General features: G+C 61.5%; 15 protein-coding genes. 7 read left to right on the plus strand and 8 right to left on the minus strand.

Annotated elements, in window-relative coordinates; genetic code table 11:
• Positions 1-53 precede the first annotated feature (53 nt).
• From ACQUQU_RS01550 to ACQUQU_RS01560, 3 genes are all read right to left on the minus strand, one after another.
• On the minus strand, positions 54-767 hold the full coding sequence (locus ACQUQU_RS01550; RefSeq protein WP_430461487.1) for a hypothetical protein: 714 nt from the start codon (positions 765-767) through the stop codon (positions 54-56).
• Between the two features lie 29 nt (positions 768-796).
• Positions 797-2482 (minus strand): YHYH protein, encoded by a 1686-nt coding sequence (locus ACQUQU_RS01555; protein ID WP_430461488.1) that lies wholly within the window; start codon positions 2480-2482, stop codon positions 797-799.
• A gap of 227 nt (positions 2483-2709) precedes the next feature.
• Positions 2710-4320, minus strand: coding sequence for a sigma-54-dependent transcriptional regulator (locus ACQUQU_RS01560; protein WP_430461489.1), 1611 nt, complete (start codon positions 4318-4320; stop codon positions 2710-2712).
• 207 nt (positions 4321-4527) lie between these two features.
• Between ACQUQU_RS01560 and ACQUQU_RS01565 the strand changes: the two genes are divergently transcribed.
• The 4 genes from ACQUQU_RS01565 (at position 4528) to ACQUQU_RS01580 (ending at position 9365) form a co-directional block, all read left to right on the plus strand.
• Positions 4528-4932: a response regulator gene (locus ACQUQU_RS01565; RefSeq protein WP_430461490.1), complete on the plus strand. Its 405-nt coding sequence runs from the start codon at positions 4528-4530 to the stop codon at positions 4930-4932.
• A 110-nt stretch (positions 4933-5042) separates the two neighbouring features.
• The gene (locus ACQUQU_RS01570; protein ID WP_430461491.1) at positions 5043-7202 is read left to right on the plus strand and encodes a TonB-dependent receptor plug domain-containing protein; all 2160 of its coding nucleotides are present in this window, start codon (positions 5043-5045) and stop codon (positions 7200-7202) included.
• Positions 7202-7777, plus strand: a complete 576-nt coding sequence (locus tag ACQUQU_RS01575; RefSeq protein WP_430461492.1) for a hypothetical protein — start codon at positions 7202-7204, stop codon at positions 7775-7777. The genes ACQUQU_RS01570 and ACQUQU_RS01575 overlap by 1 nt, the downstream gene beginning before the upstream one ends.
• Complete coding sequence (locus ACQUQU_RS01580; RefSeq protein ID WP_430461493.1) at positions 7770-9365, plus strand: sensor histidine kinase; 1596 nt, start codon at positions 7770-7772, stop codon at positions 9363-9365. The genes ACQUQU_RS01575 and ACQUQU_RS01580 overlap by 8 nt, the downstream gene beginning before the upstream one ends.
• Here the strand turns inward: ACQUQU_RS01580 and ACQUQU_RS01585 are convergent, their stop codons facing one another.
• Genes ACQUQU_RS01585 through ACQUQU_RS01595 form a run of 3 tightly spaced genes read right to left on the minus strand, consistent with a single transcriptional unit; the run spans position 9366 to position 12936 of the window.
• Complete coding sequence (locus ACQUQU_RS01585; RefSeq protein ID WP_430461494.1) at positions 9366-10046, minus strand: response regulator; 681 nt, start codon at positions 10044-10046, stop codon at positions 9366-9368. It abuts the gene before it with no gap.
• The gene (locus ACQUQU_RS01590; protein WP_430461495.1) at positions 10043-11485 is read right to left on the minus strand and encodes a sensor histidine kinase; all 1443 of its coding nucleotides are present in this window, start codon (positions 11483-11485) and stop codon (positions 10043-10045) included. Before ACQUQU_RS01590 ends, ACQUQU_RS01585 begins: the two co-directional genes overlap by 4 nt.
• A gap of 2 nt (positions 11486-11487) precedes the next feature.
• Entirely contained in the window at positions 11488-12936 is a 1449-nt protein-coding gene (locus ACQUQU_RS01595) for a TrkH family potassium uptake protein (protein ID WP_430461496.1), read from the minus strand.
• A gap of 309 nt (positions 12937-13245) precedes the next feature.
• Between ACQUQU_RS01595 and ACQUQU_RS01600 the strand changes: the two genes are divergently transcribed.
• Both ACQUQU_RS01600 and ACQUQU_RS01605 read left to right on the plus strand, forming a co-directional pair.
• Entirely contained in the window at positions 13246-13965 is a 720-nt protein-coding gene (locus ACQUQU_RS01600; protein ID WP_430461497.1) for a TetR/AcrR family transcriptional regulator, read from the plus strand.
• Between the two features lie 30 nt (positions 13966-13995).
• Positions 13996-14979, plus strand: coding sequence for an MDR family oxidoreductase (locus tag ACQUQU_RS01605; RefSeq protein WP_430461498.1), 984 nt, complete (start codon positions 13996-13998; stop codon positions 14977-14979).
• A 25-nt stretch (positions 14980-15004) separates the two neighbouring features.
• On the opposite strand, the gene ACQUQU_RS01610 is transcribed toward ACQUQU_RS01605, so the two are convergent.
• Together ACQUQU_RS01610 and ACQUQU_RS01615 are read right to left on the minus strand one after the other, a co-directional pair.
• Positions 15005-15928, minus strand: a complete 924-nt coding sequence (locus ACQUQU_RS01610) for an AEC family transporter (protein ID WP_430461499.1) — start codon at positions 15926-15928, stop codon at positions 15005-15007.
• Positions 15929-16212: 284 nt separating this feature from the next.
• Positions 16213-20022 carry a hypothetical protein gene (locus ACQUQU_RS01615; protein WP_430461500.1) on the minus strand — a complete coding sequence of 1270 codons (3810 nt, stop codon included), beginning with the start codon at positions 20020-20022 and terminating at the stop codon, positions 16213-16215.
• Between the two features lie 299 nt (positions 20023-20321).
• Between ACQUQU_RS01615 and ACQUQU_RS01620 the strand changes: the two genes are divergently transcribed.
• Positions 20322-20750, plus strand: a complete 429-nt coding sequence (locus ACQUQU_RS01620) for a MerR family transcriptional regulator (RefSeq protein ID WP_430461501.1) — start codon at positions 20322-20324, stop codon at positions 20748-20750.
• Positions 20751-20757 lie beyond the last annotated feature (7 nt).

Below are 20757 nucleotides of genomic sequence, written 5' to 3' on the forward strand. Positions count from 1 at the left end.
GCGCGCCTGTGTTTAGCGCGCCTGTGTTTAGAGCGCCTGCGTCTGAACGGCGGTCAGTCGACGGCCGTGTCGCCCAGCGGGCTGCTGTTGTAGGTGTGCACCACGGTCAGTTGTTGCGCCTGCGGGCGGATAAACACCGAGCTCATCAGCTCGCGCCCTTCGTGGGTGTAAGTCGCGTGCATGTCGTCGTTGAGTGACACCAGCACCAGATTCACCCCAGGATTCAGCGTTTCGGCCGGGATATGCACATCCGGGCCGTACAGACGCTGAATTTTCTTACCGTTCACATACAGGTGCGCGTGACCGCTGAGCACGCCCTGCACGGGCTCTGTGCCCGGTGGCTGCAGGGCGAAATCGCGCAGAGTCATGTGCAGGTTAATGCCCGACATGCTGTCGGCGGTCAGCGTCAGCGCCAGTTGCGGCACCGGCAGGTCCGCCGGCATTTCATGGGCGCTGCTGCCGTGCTGCATCCCCGGATTCAGGGCGTCGTTCATGGCCAGCGTGACCACGGCGTTGCAGCCTTGCGGTTCGTCGGCACTGGTCATGGCTGTTTGGGTCATGCCGTTCATGCCCGCGTGCTGCATGCCGCTCATACCGGCCATGCCGGCATGAGTCATGGCGGCTTTTGAGTCGCTGACAATCAGGCTGTCGGGCGCTGGCATCAGGCGCATTTCCGGCACCGGCGGTTCCGCCATTTCCGAGGTCAGGGCACCCACCACAGGCGCCAGCGTTAGCAGCGTCAGTAATCCGGTCAATGTGTGATTCATGGCGTTTCTCCTTATTGGCTGGGCGCCGCTTAATCGCAGATGGCGAAGGTGGCGGCTGGCAGTTCACCGTAAAAGGTCGGTCCGATCTGATACGGGAACACAGGCGACAGGCTGCCGCTCACGAGCTCAGCGGTGACGTGGTAGTGGTAACCCAGACCGTCGTGGTCGTGGCCGTTGTGTTCATCCAGATACTCACCCCCGAGCGCGGTCAGGGTGGCGTCGTGGTAGTAGTCCTCGAAATACACGCCGCTTACGGCGGTGATGCTGTTGCCCGACTGAGTAGTGACGGTGGCCGACGTAGTCGGGCCGACGGTGACCAGTTTGGTGCCCTTGCTCAGGTCGTACTGGTCGTTCAGCTGGCAGCGGCGCACGCCTTCAACCCCGCAGCCGGATTCGCTGGCGGCGCTGTAATCGCGTTTCACCCACGAGGGTTTGGCCAGTACGCCGGCGCTGTAGTAAGGGCCGTAAATCGGGTAGCCGTCGGCGGCAAAACCGTAGATCGGTGAGTGACCCGTGCCGCTGTCCTGCAACAGGGTCTGCAGACAGGCGGAGTACATGTGGTGGTGATAATTACCCTGCTGCTGGGCGTGGCCCATGCAGATATCCACGTCGTACTGCTCAAACACCGGCGCCAAGTTGTTCCACACGTTGGCGCTGTTGTAGCTCTGGCCGTCGTCCCAGTTGAAGATGGCGGTGCCGTTCAGCATCAGGCCAATGCTGTTGATTGAGGTGGCGCAGGTGGTGCTGGCCGGTTCCGGTTCGGTGGGCAGCTTCTGTACCTTGTCCTGATCGCTCGGGCAGGCCGGGCCCGGTGGCCAGTAGCCGAGGTCGCAGCCCGGGCCTGTGGTTTTGTAGCCGATGCTTTCACCGAACTGAATAACGTCGCCGCTGCTGGCCGACGTGGCACCGCCGGTGAAGTCGGTGGCGGCGTTCGGGCGCGCGTTCAGGCTGTCGATGTCGGCCTGCGTCAGGGTGACTGTGTAGTCCGGAATGCCGGTGGCGCTGACGGTGAGGTAAGCCGTGCCCGACTGGCTGCCGCTGCTGACGCTTTGCACGTTCACCAGCACGCCCGTGCTGCTTTCGGTTATGTAGGTGGAGCGGTCGCTGGTGTTCAGAATCCAGCCGGCGGTGGTGATGCTGACCTGATCGGTACTGCTGGCTTCGCCGTCACTGACGCTCAGCTGCAGCTGATACTGGCCCGCGATGTCGGTCACCAAGGTGGCGCTCAGACTGCTGGCGCTGGAGATGCTGGCACTGCTGCCGTCCGGTTTGCTGATGATGGTCCAGCTGCTGGTCAGACTGTCGCCGTCGGCATCGGTGGCGGAACCCGCGAGGGTCGCGCTGGCGCCGGTGTAGAGATACTGGTCGGCACCGGCGGACACCACAGGCGCGCTGTTGCTGGCACTGCCGGAGTCCGGATCAGAGCCTGAATCGGAACCCGAGCCAGAATCAGAACCCGAGCCGGAGTCTGTGCTGCCAGAGTCCGAAGAGCCTGAACCGGACGAGTTGTCTGAACCGCTGCCTGAGCTGCTGTCTGTCGAGCTGTTGTCTGTTGAGCTGCTGTCGTTGCTGGTCTGGCTGCTGCTGTCCGTGCTGTCGTCGGTCGTGGACTGAGTGGTGGCACCGCCGCAGGCGGTCAGGGTCAGGCTGGCGGCCAGCAGGGCGGTCAGCCAGACAGGGCGCGCTGGCATCAGGGAATCGGGGAACCTGCTCATCGGAAACTCCTCTCGGGAACACAGTTGTTTCCGGTCAGAGCAAAATCATTGCCAGTCTTTTAAGTCCTTTAAAATCAATAGCTTATGATGATTAATAAGCGTCGGACGCGGGCCGCTTAAAGAATCCGGGCCCGCTTTCGCGTTCGTTTGCTTATAGGTTGCTTATAGCCTGCTTATACCGCCGCTCAGGACTGTGCTGGGGTCTGTGTCGGGTTCTGTGCCGGCGCTTAGACCGGGGTGTAATAGGCCCAGCGGCGCTCGCCCTGTTTGGCCAGCTGACCGTCTTTGTGCAGCTTCTTCAGCAGGTAAGACGCCCGGCCGTGATCGACGGCCAGCAGCGTCTGCGCGGCGGTGTTGTCGATGCGGCCGAACTGGCGGGCGTGGGCCAGCAGGCGTTCTTCATCGGCGGCCAGTGTGTCTGTGGGCGCCGTGCTTTCGGGCAACGTGCCACCGGCAGACAGAGGCTGTGTTGCCACGGGTGCCGCTGTCACTGGCGGGTTAGTCACGACCGGTGCAGCCGGGCTGGTGGCCAGCAGGCCGTTGTCGGCCAGCGGTTCCATAAAGTGCAGATGCGCGCGGGCAATCGGCTGGCCGCGGCTGGCGATCAGGGCGAACTCCACCATGTTGCGCAGTTCGCGCACGTTACCCGGGTAGTGATAGGCACTGAGGGCCGCCAGCGCGGCGGCGGTCAGTTGCGGGCAGTCGCGGCCCATCTGGCGGCTGAGCTGGTGCAGGAAATGCCCGGCCAGCAGGGGCACGTCACCCGGGCGCTGCCGCAGCGGCGGCAGGTCGATGCAGTAACCGCACAGACGGAAGTAGAGGTCCTGACGGAAGGCTTTGCTCTGCACCCGTTCGCGCAGGCCGACGTTGGTGGCGGCCACCACGCGCACGTTCACTTTGCGGCTCTGGCGCCCGCCGATGGGGGTGACCAGGCCGTCTTCCAGCACGCGCAGCAGTTTGGCCTGCAACGCCAGCGGCATATCGCCGATTTCATCGAGAAACAGGGTGCCGCCGTCGGCCTGTTCAAAGAAGCCGCGCCGGTCGCTGGTGGCGCCTGTGTAAGCGCCCTTGGTGTGGCCGAAAAACTCGGCGTCGGCCAGTTCGGCCGGAATCGCCGAGCAGTTCACGGCAATAAAGGGGCGACTGGCGCGGGCGCTGCCGAAGTGAATAGCGCGCGACACCAGCTCTTTGCCGGTGCCGCTTTCGCCCAGCACCAGAACGTTGGTGTCGGCGGCCTGTTGCAGGGCGCGTACGTCGTCCAGCAGCTGGGTAACGGCGGTGCTCTGGCCGACAAAGGCGTCGATGCCCCAGCGTTCCGCTTCCTGACGGGTTAACGCCGACAGGGTGGCGTCGCTGCGCTGCAGGGCATCTTCGGCCTGCAGGCGGCGGTCAATCTGTTGCTGCAGTTCCTGATTCAGCTGCTGCAGCTGCTGATTCTTGTGTTCCAGCTCCTGTTGCTGACGGGCGATGGTGAGGTGGGCGTGAATGCGCGCCAGCACTTCTTCGCGCTGCAGGGGTTTGGTCAGGTAGTCGATGGCACCGGCGTTAAAGCCTTCCAGCTTGTTGCCGGTATCGGACAGGGCGCTCATAAAAATCACCGGCGTATGGGCACTGGCGGCGCGGGCTTTCAGGGCGCGGCACACCTCATAGCCGTTCAGGCCGGGCATCATCACGTCCAGCAGAATCAGGTCGGGCGGGTTGCTGGCGGCGATGTCCAGCGCTTCCTGACCATTGGTGGCGACGGCCAGATTCAGGCCGCTGCCGGCCAGATAATGAACCAGAACATCCAGATTTTCCGGCTGATCGTCGACGATCAGCACCAGCGGGGTGGCGGACATAGGCAGCTCCTGTAGCGGGATGGCCAGTATAAGCGGCTATAAGCGAAACCCAAGCGAAACCCGGCTGTTGGGGCTGATAAAACTGCTCATAGACCGCGTAAGTGTCGGGTAAATATTTATAACTATCTGATTTTTAAAGATAAAAATCTCTGGCCCGAAATGTGCAATTCCAATGTAAACCAAGGAAGTCACTCACCGGAGCCCGATATGACCCTGCACCCTCAGCCTGTTCCCCTGATTCTGATCATCGACGATGTCCCCGCCAATCTGGATGTGATGGTGGATTACATGGCGCGTGAAGCGCTGGAAATCCGCGTGGCGACCAACGGCGAAGAAGGGCTGGAAATTGCCCGCAGCCGCCGCCCGGATCTGATTCTGCTGGATGTGATGATGCCGGGCATGGACGGCTTTGCCGTGGCGCGGGCACTGAAGCAGGACCCGCACCTGCGCGATATTCCGCTGCTGTTCCTGACCGCTAAGGTCGAGGCGCAGTCGATTGTCGCCGGCCTGCGGCTGGGCGCCGACGATTACCTGTGCAAGCCGGTGTCGCTGCCGGCACTCAGGCACCGGGTGATGAAACAGCTGGGGCTTGAAGCCCGCTGCTGGGCCTGAGCCCGGCGTGAGGCTTGGGGAATGGCGGGTATAACGGTACTCTTCGCACTGGCCGCGCAGGCGCGGCCGCAGACCCCATTGCCACCGCTGAGAATTCTGGAGAGCCGCCCATGGCTGCAGTGCGCCGACTCACTCTGACCCGTCTGATTTCTTCGTCCCTGTTTGCGCCTCAGGCACAGCCGGATGGCCGCTCGCGGCGGCTGTCGCCTGGCACAGGGCTGGCCGCCGCTGCGCTGCTGAGTCTGCCACTGGTTGCCTTCGCTGCCGACAGCGCCGACAGCGCCGACAGCGCCGACGAGGCCGAGCTGGCGGAGCTGATGGCCATGCTGCAGGAAGAAACCGCACTGGCCACGCATACGCGCATGAACGCCGATTACGTACCGGGCATGATGACCGTGCTGTACGCCGAAGACGCCCAGCGCTTTGGCCTGTCGACCGTGCAGGAGGCGCTCTCGCTGGTGGCCGGTTTCTACATTACGCAGGCCAACGACGGCGACACCCGCACCATAGTGCGCGGCGTCGGCGCCACCCTGACCGGCAACAACCTGAAGGTGCTGCTCAATGGCGTGCCCATGAACCGTGCGGTGGATGCCTCCGCCGACTGGGTGTTCCGGCTGCCGCTGACTCAGGTGGAACGCATCGAAGTGATCCGCGGGCCGGGTTCGGCACTGCACGGTGAGTTTGCCTTCTCGGGGGTGGTGAACGTCATTCCGCGCAGCGGCAGTGCCGTTGGCGCCCGCGCCGGCAGCGACAGCGCCCGCGGTGTGAATGCCCAGCTGGCGCAGACCATTGGCAACGCCGGTGTGCAGCTCAATCTGGTCGGTTGGCGCCGCGCCAACAGCGGCCTGCAGACCGGCATTGATAACTTTTACCCGAATACGGGTTACGCGCCGGGGGATGTGTACGACCACGAACAAGGTCAGGTGCTGAACGCCGCTGTTGAGCTGAGTGGCTATCAGCTGGCGCTCAGTCAGGTGTACACCGAACGCGGTCCGGGCTACGGCGAAAACGCCGCGTTGCCGAGTGAAGAAGGCGTGCGTCAGGAGCAGGTCACCAGCATCAGCCTGAGCAAAGACTGGGCGCTGACTGAGAGCCTGACGCTGGGGTTGAGTCTCAGCCGTCAGGACACCCGTCTGCGCGACGCAGCGTATCTGCCGATTCCGGCCGGAGTGACGCCGCCGGGGGCCAGTGCACCGATTCCGCTTGATCAGTTCCGCACCGATTACAGTCAGGACAACAGCCAGCGTGCGGCGCTGTCACTCAGTGGCGTGCTCGGTGCCCATACCTGGCTGGCGGAGCTCGGCAGCAGTCAGTACGAAGTGGAAGACGCCTGGCGTGAGCTGCAGGCGATTGGTCTGCCGGCCGAGCGTGGCACTGACGATCAGGCGCGGGTAGAGCCCGGTGCCCGGCGGCAGCTCAACAGCCTCACCCTGCAGGATCAGTGGCAGCTGAACGAGGCGCTGGAAGTCACCGTGGGTGCCCGTTACGACGACTACGACGACTGGGGCAGCCAGACTTCGCCGCGTCTGGCGGCGGTATGGCGTGCCGGTGATCAGCACATTGTGAAGCTGCAGTACGCCGAGGCCTTCCGCCCGCCGACGCTGCAGGAAACCTACTTCGGCGCCAATACCTTCAGCCGTCCGGCGCTGGGGGCGCGCGATCTGCGCGAAGAAACCGTGCATTCGTGGGAAGCGGCGTACATCTACCGCAGCGCCGGTCAGGTGCTGCGTACCACGCTGTTCAGCACCGAAGTGCGTGATCTGATCGAGTATTACATCAAGCCGGGGCAGGCGCCGTTGTGGCGTAACCGCGGGGATATCGACACCTATGGCGCCGAGGTGGAGTGGCGGCGCACGCTGGGACGCGACTGGGAGTTACGTTCCAACATCAGTTATACCCACGCCCGCGATCATCTGGACGAGGACGGAAAACTGCTCGGTGCTGTCGACTGGCTGGCCAACGCCGGCCTGACCTGGCACCAGAGCAGCCGTCTTGAGCACAGTGTGCGGGTACGTTACGTAGGCCAACAGGAGGGCTGGGAAGTGACGGTATTAAGCGGAGATCATACCCGCCGCTACGACGACTACGCGCTGGTGGATTACTCGCTGGCGCTGAGCGACGTGGCCGGCGTTCAGGATTTAACCCTGATCGCGGCGGTGAAAAACATCGGTGACGAGGTGTACAACACCGCACCGTCACCGGCTCAGTACCCGCACGGTCTGCCGCACGGTGGCCGCAGCGGCTGGCTGCAGCTGGAGTACGGATTCTGATGATCGGCAAAGGCGGCTGGCGCAGCTGGCTCAGCCTGTCCCTGATGCTGGTGCTGTGTGCCTTGCCGTCACACAGCCTGCTGGCGGACGCGTTCAGCGACCGCCGGGCGTATGTCGGCCTGAAACTGTTCCGCACCTTTGTCGGCGCCGATCTGGCGCTGGAGCAGAAGCTCGGCGCGGATCAGAAGCTGGACATCAGTCTGGTGTACGCCGCCAACGACAGCGACGCCCGCGATTACCAGCAGGCCCTGAGCGACAGCCTGCCGTCGGTGCGTGAGCTGGCGGTGAATATCCGTCTGCGCGCCCTCGACGACCTGCTGCACGGCGACGTGCCACCGGCGGCGGTGTTTATCGCCGAAAAACTCAGCCGCGCTGAACTCGACGCTCTGGTGCGCTACTGCACAGAGCACAAGGTCGTGCTGTTCTCGCCGTTTGAGGGCGATGTGGAAAACGGTGTGCTCGGCGGACTGGCGGTAGAAGCCAGCGTGCGGCCGCTGATTAATATGGCGACGCTGCGCCGCAGTGGCATTGAGCTGAAAAGTTTTTATCTGACGGTGGCCAAACACTATGACTGATTCCGGCCGCTTTGCCGTCCTCCGCGCCCGTTTGCAGTCGTTGCTGTACTGGCGTCAGCACCTGCTGATTTCCGCCGGTTTTATTCTGCTATTGCTGGTGCTGGTGTTTTCCCTCGACCGTTACTGGCGTCACAGTCTGCAACCGCGCCTGTATTTAACCGCCCAGACTCAGGCGTCGATTCTGGCGCAGTCACAGGCCACCGTGCTGCTGGAAACACTGGAGCACAGTCCGGTGGAACACAGGGCGAAACAGATTTACGACGCCCTGCAGGAAATTCTGATCGTCACCGACCCGGCCGTGGGCAAGCGCATGGTGCAGGGCGTGATGCTGGAGGTCGATTACGATCTGGTCGACTCACCGCCGGGTTCGCTCAATTTAAGCGAGGGCAATTTTGATTGCGCCACCTGCTTCCATAATTCGGTGCCGTTAATTAATGGCCGTGGCGATCTGCTGGGCGTCGCCGCCTTTACCATCGGCGACGATTATTATCAGACCCTGAGCGCCGACATGCAGTCGCGTCTGTTCCGCGAATCCAGTCTGGCGCTGGTGCTGGTGGTGGTGGTGTGGCTGACCATGCTCAGCATGTTCCACCGGCTGGCAGAAGCGAAGCGCATTATCGAAGCATCGGACAAAGCCAAAACGCGCTTTATGGCCAACGTTACCCACGAATTACGCACGCCGCTGAACGCCATTCTGGGTTACACCCAGATCTATAAAACCGACAGCAAACTGATGGCGGAATACGGCCGTGGCATTGAGACCATCGACCGCAGCGCCGATCACCTGCTGCTGATGATCAACGACATTCTCGATTTCTCCCGCGCGGACGAAGCGAATCTGGCGATTTACCCGCGCGAGGTAAACCTGCCCGATTTTCTGCGCACGCTGGTGGAAATGACCGACGTCCGTGCGCGTCTGAAAGAGCTGACGTTTCAGTGCGAATTTCCGCCCACCCTGCCGGTGCACGTCAGAACCGACGACAAGCGTCTGCGTCAGGTGCTGCTCAATCTGCTCAGCAATGCGGTGAAATTCACCGAACGCGGCAGCGTGAGTTTTAAACTCACCACCTTGCAGCAGAAAAGCACGTCTGTGGTGCTGCGTTTCAGCGTACGCGATACCGGCATCGGCATGGCGAAACACGAACTGGGGCAGATTTTTATTCCGTTCCAGCAGCTGGATAACGCCATTACCCGCGCCGAAGGGTCGGGCCTTGGCTTAACCATCAGTCAGCGTCTGGTGCACCTGATGGACAGTGAGCTGCATGTGCGCAGCGAGGCGGGTGTGGGCAGTGAATTCTGGTTTGATCTGACCTTGCCGGTCACAGGCCCGGAGCAGATCAGCACGGCCTGTGCCCAGCGGCATGAAGTATCTCTGGTGCTGCCGCCGCAGGATGTGCTCAACCAATTAATGGCGCAGGCTGGTCAGCACAATATTCTGGCGGTGCGCGAAACGCTGCAGACGCTGGAGGCGGACGGTCGCTACCGCGATTTCCTCGAGCAGGTGCGGCCGTACGTGCAGCATTACCGTTTTAAACCTCTGGTCAGCTGGCTGCAGGAGCGGCTGACGGGTGGAGAGGACAGCGCCTGATTATTCGCCGATAAACCGGTAGCCCACGCCGGGCTCGGTTTCTATGTAGCGCGGACGGGTCGGGTCGTCGCCGATTTTATTGCGGATCTGACGGATAAAAATCCGCAGGTAATGGGAATCGTCCAGATGCTCCGATCCCCAGTATTTTTTCAGCAGATAATGCTGGGTCAGAATCTGGCCCCTGTGCTGTACCAGCTCCTGCAGTAAATCGTATTCACGCGGCGATAAACGCAGGCGTTCGTCGTTCAGGGTGACGGTGTGCTGGGCGTAATCCAGACTCAGATGGCCGTCGCTCCAGCCCGGCGGTGCCGCATCTTTCGGTGCCTGCGTGCGCAACACGGCGCGGATACGGGCCAGTAATTCTTTGACGCCGAACGGTTTTTCCACATAGTCGTTGCAGCCGCTGTCGAGGGCCTGCACTTTTTCGCGCTCGCTGTTGCGCACCGACAGCACGATCACCGGCGTGTCGGTAAAACCGCGCAATTCTTTCAGCACCTGCTGGCCGTCCATATCCGGCAGACCGAGGTCGAGGATAATCAGATCCGGCGCCAGCGCCCGGATCTGCGCCAGCCCGGCCAGCCCGCTGTCGGCTTCGCTGATAACGTAGCCCTGAGATTCCAGACTGATGGTTAAAAAGCGGCGGATCTGGGGTTCGTCGTCGATGATCAGAATGCGCGTCATTCACTGTCCTCCGCCGGCATATTGCGCTCCAGTGGCAGGCTCAGGCGGAAGCAGGTTCCGGTTTCCGGTGCGCTGAACAAGACCTTCACCTGACCGCCGTGGGCGGCCAGAATGCCCTGACAGATGGTCAGCCCCAGACCTGTACCGCCGGTCTGCTGATCGCCCCGTGCCAGGGTGTAAAACATGTCGAATAAACGTGGCCACTGGGCCTCGGGAATGCCCGGTCCTGAATCGGTAATGTCGACCAGCAACTGGCGGTCGTCTCTGTGCACCTGCACGCGAATGGCGGCGCCTGCCGGTGTGTAGCGCACGGCATTTTCCAGCACATTAAATACCGCCTGCTCGAGCAGGGCCGCGTGCACGAACAGCAAAGGTAAATCGGCTTCGATGTCGGTATTCACCTGCTGGCCATCCAGCAAAGGTTTCAGCCGGCGCAGGGCGACGCTGATGATGTCGTCCATGCCCACCCAGTCACGCTCGAGCTTTAATTCGCCCTGACCGATTTTGGTCATATCCAGTAATTTCTGAATGTAACGGTCGAGGCGGCGCGCTTCTGACAGGGTATTTTTTAATAATTCATCCTGCTGGCTTTCGCTCAGATTTTCGCGCAGGTCACACAGGCTGCTGACCGAGCCGATCATGGTCGCCAGTGGTGTGCGTAAATCGTGGGAAATCGACGACAACAGGGCCGAGCGCAGCTGTTCGCGTTCTTTTACCACGGTTTCCTGCTGCAGGTTGTCGATCAGCTGCACCCGGCTTAAGGCCAGACGCAACAATTCCAGCGTGGCGTCCAGCTGAGCTTTGGCCCAGGCCGGTTGCGGGCGCAGAAACACAATGGTTAATCCGTGCGGCTGACCGTCGGCGTCGGCCACGGCCAGCGTCAGGCTTTTTTCACCGTGCACCACATTCAGTTCGCCGCGGCGGGCGTCGGCGGAAATTCCGCTTAACGGTTCAATGCGGTACAGACCGATGGCCGCGTACTGACTGGTGTGGGCGGCAAAGGTGCGCAGTAATTCGTCGGCGCTGATGCAGTTGGCCAGCGCCTGAGCCAGCGTCATCTGCTGGCGGGTCCAGCGCATACTGGTTTCCAGCGCCTGCACTTTTTCGCGCAGACCGGCGGCCAGATGACCTGTGACCAGGGCCACCAGAATCAATATCGAGGCGGTCAGTAAATCTTCGCGGTGCAGTATGTACAGGGTGTAATGCGGCGCCGTAAAAAAGAAATTAAAGGCCAGAAAAGAAATCACCGCCGCCAGTAACGCCGGGCGGATGGCGGTGGTAAAGGCGGTGAGTAATACACCGGCCAGATAAAACAGCACCAGACTGGCGTCGGGCAGAATGTGGTCGAACAGCCAGCAGATAAACGTGACCAGCATGGGCACAGTCAGTGCGATCAGCCAGTGGCGGGGCAGATTGGTCTGCAGTTGGGTTGCCGGCATGGTCAGCCTTTCCAGAACACAGGGGTTAACAGCACCATCACGGTCAGTAATTCGAGACGACCGAGAATCATGGCGAAACACAGAATCCATTTACCGCTTTCCGGTACGGCGGCGAAATTACCGGCCGGGCCGATCATGTCGCCCAGACCCGGACCCACGTTGGCCAGCGCGGTGGCCGCGCCGGTAAAGGCGGTGACGAAATCCAGTCCGGTCAGTGCCAGTGCCAGCGTGGTGAAGGTCAGCACCAGAAAGAATAAAAACGAAAAAGCCACGGCCGAGCCCATGATGTCGTCGGACACGGCTTTGCCGTTGTAGCGCACCGTGAACATGCCACGCGGGTGCACCAGTTTATTCATCTGGTCGCGCAGAAATAACCACGACAGCTGGAAGCGGAATATTTTCATGCCGCCGCTGGTAGAACCCGAGCAGCCGCCCATAAAGGTAACGAAAAAGAACATGGCCACGGCGAACATGCCCCACTGGGTGTAATCCTGCGAGGCAAAGCCTGTGGTGGTAATGACCGACACGATATTAAACGCCGTATGCGTCAGCACGCCGAGCACGTCGCTGTTGCCGGCCAGCACCTGCTGCAGGGTCAGTATCGCCACCAGAAACAGCACTATGGTCAGAAACGCGGTGACCTGCTGGTCTTTCAGCATGTCCAGCCGGCGCGTGGTGAGGAAGCGGATAAACAGGGTAAACGGCATACCGCCGAGCAGCATAAAGACGGTGGATATCCACAGAATGCCGTAATTAAAGCGGCCCATGGAGCTGTCGTCGGTGGCGTAGCCGCCGGTCGATACTGTGGTCATGGCGTGGTTAATGGCATCAAAGCCGTTCATGCCCGCCAGCCAGTACGCCAGTGCGCATAAGGTGGTCATGCCCAGATACACGGCCATCAGACCGCGCGCCATATCGTGAAACTGCGGCAGGGATTTATCCGACCAGTCGGAGGATTCGGTCTGGAACAGACGCATACCACCGACCCGCAGGAACGGCAGAATCGACACCGCCATACCGATCACACCAAAACCGCCGATCCACTGCAGCATCGAGCGCCACAACAGAATCGACGGCGGCAGGGTATTCAGTTGCGACAGCACGGTGGAGCCTGTGGTGGTAATGCCCGACACGGCTTCAAATACGGCGTCGCTGAACGACAGAGGGTGATCAACCAGCACCAGCGGCAGGGCGCTGTAAAACGACAGCTGCAGCCAGCTTAAGCTGGTGAGCAGATAGAGTTGACGGGCGTTGAGCGAGAAGGGCGCGGTGTAACCCGGTGCCAGCATCAGAATGCCACACACCGCCACGCAGGCCGAGGCGAGAAAGAAGGCTTCCAGCTCGTTGTCGTTCACCCACCAGGAATAGAGCGCCGGAATCAGCAGCAGGCCGGCCATCACACAGGCCAGAATGCCACACACGTACAGCACCGGTCGGAAGAGTTTGAACACGCAGTCACCCTGATTGGTCTGGTTGTCCCTGACGGGAATCTCTCAACGACTTACAGAATACCGGCATCCGCCGTAAAAAGTCCGTAAGTGCCGACCGTTACGGGGCAAATAGTGGTCGCCCGCATCTGTCTGCTGGCGTCGGGCCTTTGTCAGGGGGGGGCCGTGGTTGTGCCCCGGAGTGTTGCAGCGCCTTTTGCAGCAGGCAGGTCCGAGTCCTGAAATGCTTTGATCAGAGGTCGGGGTAAATTAATTAGACAATCGGTCTAAATTAATTTACAACCTGTGCTTATCAAACTCAGGAGTGCCTGTATGGCCGCCGATGCTCCGCTTCCTCCACAGATGCCACAGATGCCACAGGCAGAACAGCCTCAGCCTCAGCGCCGCCGCGGCCGCCCGCCGAAAGACAGCGTGCGCGGTGATGCCCGGGCACTGCTGATCCGGGCCGGACTGGAGATGCTGACTGAGAAGGGCTATTCGAGCGCCGGACTCGACGAAATCCTGCGCGTTGCCGCCGTGCCCAAGGGCTCGTTTTATCACTACTTCGCCAGCAAAGAAGCCTTCGGCCACGCCCTGATCGACGCCTATCAGAGCTACTTTGCCCATCGTCTCGACCGTCATCTGCTGAACACAGAGCTGAGTCCGCTTGGGCGCATTGAAGCCTTTATCGACGACTCGCTGCGCGGTATGGCGCGCCATGAATACCGCCGCGGTTGTTTGGTGGGCAATCTGGGGCAGGAAATGAGCGCCTTGCCCGAATCCTTCCGCGCCCGTCTGCTGGCGGTGTTCGACGACTGGCAGCAGCGGCTGGCGCTGTGTCTGCGCGAGGCGCAGCAACAGCATGAGCTGAGCGCGGCGTTAGATGCCGCCACGCTGGCGCGTTTCTTCTGGACCGGCTGGGAAGGTGCAGTACTGCGCGCCCGGCTGGAGCAAAACACCGACGCACTGACCCTGTTTGCGCAGGGCTTTTTTCAACTGCTGGGCAGGGCGTATACACCGCACAAGCCCGGAATTTCTGACCTCAAGAGCTGAACGATTAACTTACCGTAAACGGGAGCCACCATGTTCAAAGGCATACTGATTGAGAAAAACGAGCAGGGCGAACAGAGCGTTGCCCTGAAAGACATCGACGACGCGCAATTACCGGCCGGCGATGTCACCGTGCGCGTGGAATATTCCACCATGAACTACAAAGACGCGCTGGCCATTACCGGCAAATCGCCTGTGGTGCGCAGCTTTCCTATGGTGCCGGGTATTGATCTGGCTGGCGTCGTCGAAAGCTCAGAGCATCCGGATTTTAAAGCCGGTGATGCCGTGGTGCTGAACGGCTGGGGCGTGGGCGAAAAACACTGGGGCGGTTTAGCGGCCAAAGCGCGGTTAAGCGGCGACTGGCTGATTCCGCTGCAGGCGCCTTTTACCGCCAAACAGGCAGCGGCCATCGGCACCGCAGGTTACACCGCCATGCTGTGCGTGCTGGCACTGGAAAAACACGGCGTAAAACCCGCTGACGGCCCTGTGCTGGTGACCGGCGCGGCTGGTGGTGTGGGCAGCGTGGCCGTGGCTGTACTGGCCAAACTCGGGTATCAGGTGACCGCCATGACCGGGCGCGCGAGCGAAGCCAATTTCCTGCGTTCACTGGGTGCCAGCGATGTGATCGAACGCGACAAATACAGCCAGCCGGGCCGCCCGCTGGGCAAAGAACTGTGGGCCGGCGCCATTGATGTGGCCGGCAGTCAGGTGCTGGCCAATGTGTGTGCCGAAATCAAATACGGCGGCACAGTCGCAGCCTGTGGCTTAGCGGCGGGTATGGATCTGCCAGCGACCGTGGCGCCGTTTATTCTGCGCGGCGTAACCCTGGCCGGGGTCGACAGCGTGATGGCACCAAAAGCCGTGCGTCTTGAAGCATGGAAACGTCTGGCGCAGGACCTCGACATCAGCAAGCTCGAAGCCTTGATGCACGAAGTGGCGCTGGAAGACGTGATTACCACGGCCCCCGGGCTGCTCGCTGGTCAGGTGCGTGGCCGGATTGTGGTGCCGGTGGGTTAAGAGTCTGACGTCAGACGTCCGACGCTCACAGCACCATCAGCAACGCCGCCAGCGTCAGCACGGAGCCGGCGGTGGACCACAGAATCGTGCGCGATACCACTGAGGCTTCGTGCTTATAGAATTCGGCCAGCATGTAAGGGCCGGTGCCGGTGGGCAGGGCGGCGAGCAGTACCGCCGCGTTGGCCCACAGCAGCGGCATATCGAATACATAGCGCACCAGCAGCCAGGTCAGTAGTGGGTGCAGCACCAGTTTGATCAGCACCAGGCTGGTCGCGCCTTTCACCACACCACTTTGTTTATGCGCCAGAAACGCGCCGAGCGATATCAGCGCGCAGGGCACAGTGGCGTCACCTAGTAATTTCAGTAACGAATGCACTACCTGAGGCAGTTCCACACCTGCGGCATTCCACAAAAGCCCTGCGACCGGCGATACGACCAAGGGGTTTTTCAGCACCGCCATACTTACCTTGCCAGCGGTTTTCAGCAGGCTGTGGCCGGCGTGCAGGCTCACTTCCACACAGATCACGGCGATGGCGAACAGCACACTGACCACCACCAGACTGGACACCAGCGCCGGTGCCATGCCGTCCTGGCCGAGCACAAACAGACACAGCGGAATGCCGATGTAACCGGTATTAGCGTACGACGCGCCCAGCGCATCCAGACTGGCGCTGCTGAGTGGCATGCCTTTGATGCGCCGCGCAATCAGGGTGGCGGCAAACACAAACAGGGTAGAAAGGGTAAACGCCAGCACAAAGCCCGGATGCCAGATCTCGGCGAACGGCGTGGTGGCGGTCAGCAGAAACAACAGCGAAGGCAGACCGAACCAGACCACAAAGCGGTTCAGCTCCGAGGCGGCGGTGGCACCCAGACGTTGGGTACGGCGGCCGGCGAAGCCCAGAAAAATAAGACCGAAAATCGGAAACAGGGTGGTCAGGATATAGGTCATGAAGGCGGACAGCGTGCGACAGCAGGAAAGGCGATCAGCTTAGTGGCTGGCTGTGAGGGCGTCTAACCCTATTTAGTCTTATTGTGAGCCTTGTTAGCGGTACTTTCTGAGGGTTCTTTCGGCCGGTTCTTGCAGCGGATTTTGCCTGCGGGAAGGTTTTCGCTTGTGAGAATCATCAGAAGGCCGGAAATACAAAGGCCAGAAATAAAAAGGCCCGGCTGATCGGGTCAGCCAGGCAAGGGGTAACCGGTGGCGGGCTTAACAAGTCAGCCCGCCTTAACTGTTCACTCGGTGAATGGCAGTGCGCGTCGCTGCGGCAGCAGCAGCGCCGTCAGCGCCAGCAGCCAGAAGAAGGCGCCGCCCGAACTGCCGCTGGTGCTGGCCTCACTGACGGTGACGGTCAGTTGTGCCTGTCCGCTCAGGGCCGGGCTGCCGCTGTCGGTCACGGTCACGCTGATCGGGTAGGTGCCGGCGCTCAGACCGTCGCTGCTGACGGTGATGCTGGTCAACCCTTCGCTGATCACCACCAGATTGCCGGTCTGCCAGACCAGTGTGTGCTGGTCGTTGCCGTTGCCGTCGCTGATGGTGGCGGTCAGGGTGACATCGCCTTCACCGGCGACAATGCTTTGCGCAGCCACGCCGTTCTGGGTCAGGGTCAGGCTCACGGTCGGCGCCAGATTGGTGTCGGTAACGGTCAGGCTGAAGCTGCTCTGGCTGTCGTCGACCCGGTAGAAGCGCGCATCGTCGTCACTGGTGCTGCTGCCGTTCTCGTCGTTGGCATCCATCAGTACACCGTCAATCAGCACGCCGTCGAGGGTCAGGGCCAGCACTTCGTCGTTCTCCAGCTGGCCGTCATCCAGTGTCGTCAGAACCAGCTCGGCGCGGGTGGCCGGTGTGGCGTCGGTGCCGTGTTCCAGAGTGACGCTGAACGGGCTTTGCAGGCTGGCGAAATCGGAGCTGCCGGCGCTGCTGTTGGCGGCGTCCACGCTGACCTGCAGGGTCAGCGGATATTCCGGTGCCGGACCGCTGAGGTCGATGGCGATGGGTGCCTCGCTGGCTTCGCCGCTGACGGCGCCTGCCAGTGCAAAGCGGATCTGCGGGTACACCTTGATGCGCTGGCTCAGGCTGGCGCTCTGATTGCCGCTGAGGTCGGTGGCGGTCCATTCCAGCACCTGATAGCCCGGAGCCAGTGCCACCATGCCGTCGTCGCCGGCGCGCAGCAGGGTGTTGTTGACCGTGGCGGCGAAGGTCAGGCTGGCGCTGCTGTCGACCGCGTCCATGGCCGACAGGCCCGCCAGCAGATCGTTGTAGCTGAGCAATACATAGCTGCCGTTGTCCTGATCGGCGCTGACCGCCAGATCGTCGCCCACGGTCAGCATCACAGGTACGCCGTTGTCGCTGCTGTTGTCGCTGTCTTCGTCGTCATTCACGCCATCGTTGTCGCTGTCGTTCGGATACGGGTCGCTGTTGTCGCCCACACCGTCGCCGTCGGAGTCGGTGGTTTCATAGCGGTCGTAGGGGAAAGCGTCACTCTGGTCGCCGACGCCGTCGCTGTCGCTGTCGACGCTCTCACTGGCGTCCTCCGGAAAGGCGTCGTAAGCGTCGCGCACACCGTCGTGGTCGGTGTCTGTGTTCAGGAAGCGGGCGCTGATGGTGTAGCTGCCGATGCCGGCCTCAATGCTGCCGCCAACCAGCAGGTCGCCATTGCTTTGTTCCGCCAGCGCGTAGATCTGGGTGCGGCTGGTGACCAGTGTCTCGAAGGCAATGCCGTCGGTGCCAAAGCCGGTATCGCGTTCGCCGTCGGCGGTCAGGCTGACAATGGCCGGGCGTACGTCGTTACTGTTGGCGCTGGCGGCGGCATAACCGGCAATCACGATGCGGTCTTCGCCCTGTACCAGCAGGCGTTCGGCGGTGATGCTGGTGAAACCATCGCTGTCGGCATCGAAGGTCAGCATTCGCAGGCCGTTGTCGCCGAAGCTGGTGTCGAACACACCGTTACTGGTCAGGCGCGCCAGAAACAGTTCGGCGTTGCCCCAGCTGTCGTCGTAGCGCTCACCCAGCAGCAGGATGCGCCCGTCGCTCTGCAGCGCGACGGTGGTGGTGTAGAAGTTGTAGCCGCTGGCGGAATACACAAAGGTGCCGTTGTCGCCGAAACTGGTGTCGAGCTGACCTGTGGCAGTTAAACGTGCGGCGTTGAGAATGCCCTTGCCTTCGCTGGTGTACGCGTCGCCTGTGATCAGCAGGCGGCCGCTGCTGTCTTCCGCCATGCTCAGCAGCGAGGAATATTCACCGGTGCCCATATCGACCTGCGCGTAGCCGTCGGTGCCGTAGCTGGTGTCCAGTTCGCCGTCGGCGCTGTAGTGGGCAACGGCCATCACTTCGTAGTCGCCACCGTTGAGCGTGGCGGTGCCGCCGCTTAAGAAGGTGTCGTCGCTGCGCAGCAGCAGTGGCGAGTAGCTGTACCAGTCCCAGACACCGGTCAGCAGGGTGCCGTCGGTCGCAAAGCTGGTGTCGGCGCTGCCATCGGCATTAAAGCGCTTCACCATCATCACGCTGTCGTCGTCCAGTGCTTCGCCGGCGGCGAGTAATTGGCCGTTGCTCTGGGTGACCAGTGCCCGCAAGCCGGAGCCGGCGTCTTCGGCGAACACTTTGCCGCTGTCACCAAAGGTCTCATCCAGCAGGCCGTCGGCGCTGAATTTCATCAGACTGTACTGCTTGCGGTCGTAGGCGATGGCCACCAGGCTGTCGTCGCTCTGCACGGCAACGTCATAAATCACCATGCCGGTTTCGGCCTTGTTCAGCAGGGTGTAAAAGCCGCTGTCGGCAAAGTCGGTATCCAGGCTCAGGTCGCTGTTGTAGCGCGCGGCCGTGCGTTCACCGGCGCCGGACAGATTGTTGGAACCCAGCACCAGCAGTTGTCCGTCGGCCGTGCCCAGTGCGGCGAACGCGCCGGTGTTGTTGTCGCCCCAGTTGAGCACGCCGATGCCGTTGTCACCGACGCTGGTGTTAAGCGCACCGTCGGCGGTGAAGGCGATCAGCAGGGCATCGTATTCGTTGCTGCTGTTGCGGTTCTGGCCGACGGCCCACAGATTGCCGTCGCTGTCCTGCGTCAGGCCATAGGTGTAATAGTTGCCACTGGCCGGTGTGATGCTGGTCACGCCGCTGGTGCCGAAGCCGGTGTCTGGCTGACCGTCGCTGTCGAAGCCGAGCAGAACCAGATTGACGGTGTTTTCGCGGGCTTCGACCACCAGACTGCCATCGCTGCGCTGCACCATGCCGTACACGTATTCGTTTTTGTCGTTCAGATTGGTGATGACCATGCCGCTGTCGTCACTGCCGAAACCGGTGTCCAGTTCGCCGTCGCTGGTCAGGCGCATCAGTACCGCGTCGACGCTGCTGCTGGCGGCGACGTAACCGTAGCCGGCCAGCACAATCCCGTCGTCGGCTGTGATCTGCATGCTGACCAGTACGTCGTTGCCGCCGGCGACATCGACAATCGCCATGCCATCGGTGCCGAAGCTGGTGTCCGGCTGGCCGTCGGCGGTGAGCACGGCCACGGCGATATCCGATTTACCGTCGACGTAGTAGTAACCGCCAACCACGATACGGCCGTCGCTGAGCAGCCCGAGCGAGGTGGTCTGGGTACTGGTGGTGAGAATGCTGGCGGTGGCGTAGCCGTCGCCGGAAAAACTGGTGTCCAGCACGCCGTCGGCGGACATACGCCCTACCGTCAGATAACTGCTGGTGCTGACGGTAAACAACAGGCGGCCTTCACTGTCGATTTTCATATCGCTTTCCGCTGTGCCCAGCACCAGCGTGCGGCCGTTGTCACCGAAGCTGGTATCCGGATTGCCGTCGGCATCCAGTTTTTCGATAAAGCCGGCGTTGCTTTTCAGGTACAGATTGCCGGCGCTGTCTTCCACCGCGGCGTAATAAGCGCTGTAGTTGGTTGGCGAGCTTTCGCCGCCACTCTGGATGATGGTGCCACCCAGACCGAAGCTGGTATCCAGCTCACCCGGGGAGGCGAAGGCACACAGCGCCTGACCGAGCAGGCCTGCCAGAGCCAGTGACTGAATCCGTTTTTTATAAGACATAACAGCGTCCGCGACAGAGAGTTGGGCTCTGTATGGCGAAAACCGTGCCAGAGATAAAAATCGTTATAAATCAAACAGTTATAAATTCTAAAAAAGAATCGGTTACCGATCGCTTATACGCTATAAGCGTTTCTTTATAGAAAACACGATAGCCGCCGCGCTATCAGCGACGGCCTTTAGCGGCTTACCAGCTGTCAGTCGGACACGGAACCCGGCCGTCGCTGGCCCTGAGCTGAGGTTGACCTTAAAGTGGACTTTAAGGCTAGTATCAGGCGGTTAAACCGCGTGGAGACAGGATTATGAAAATTGGTGAACTGGCACAGGCCACGGGGCTGGCGCCGTCGCGCATCCGCTTCTACGAAAAAATCGGGCTGCTGAAAGCCGTCAGCCGCCGCGCCAACGGCTATCGCACCTACCCGCCGGAAGCGGTCACCCTGCTGACCCTGATCGCTACGGCGCAGCAGGCGGGCTTCAGTCTGGATGAGCTGCGCACCTTATTGCCGTCGGATTTAAGCCAGTGGGATCACGACTCGCTGATCACGGCGTTGCGCCAGAAGCTGGCCGATATCGAGCTGCTGCTGCAACGCCTGAGCGACAGCAAGGCGCGTCTGCAGGAAGTGCTGGATACCATCGAAGCCAAGCCCGAGGATCTGGATTGCGCTGCCAATGCCCGCCGGGTGCTGGCCCATTTCGGACTGGTGCCGGGCCAGACCGCCAGCGACCACTGACCGTCGC

The sequence above is a fragment of the Thalassolituus sp. LLYu03 genome, assembly GCF_050507655.1.
Taxonomy (GTDB): Bacteria; Pseudomonadota; Gammaproteobacteria; order Pseudomonadales; family Oceanobacteraceae; genus Venatoribacter.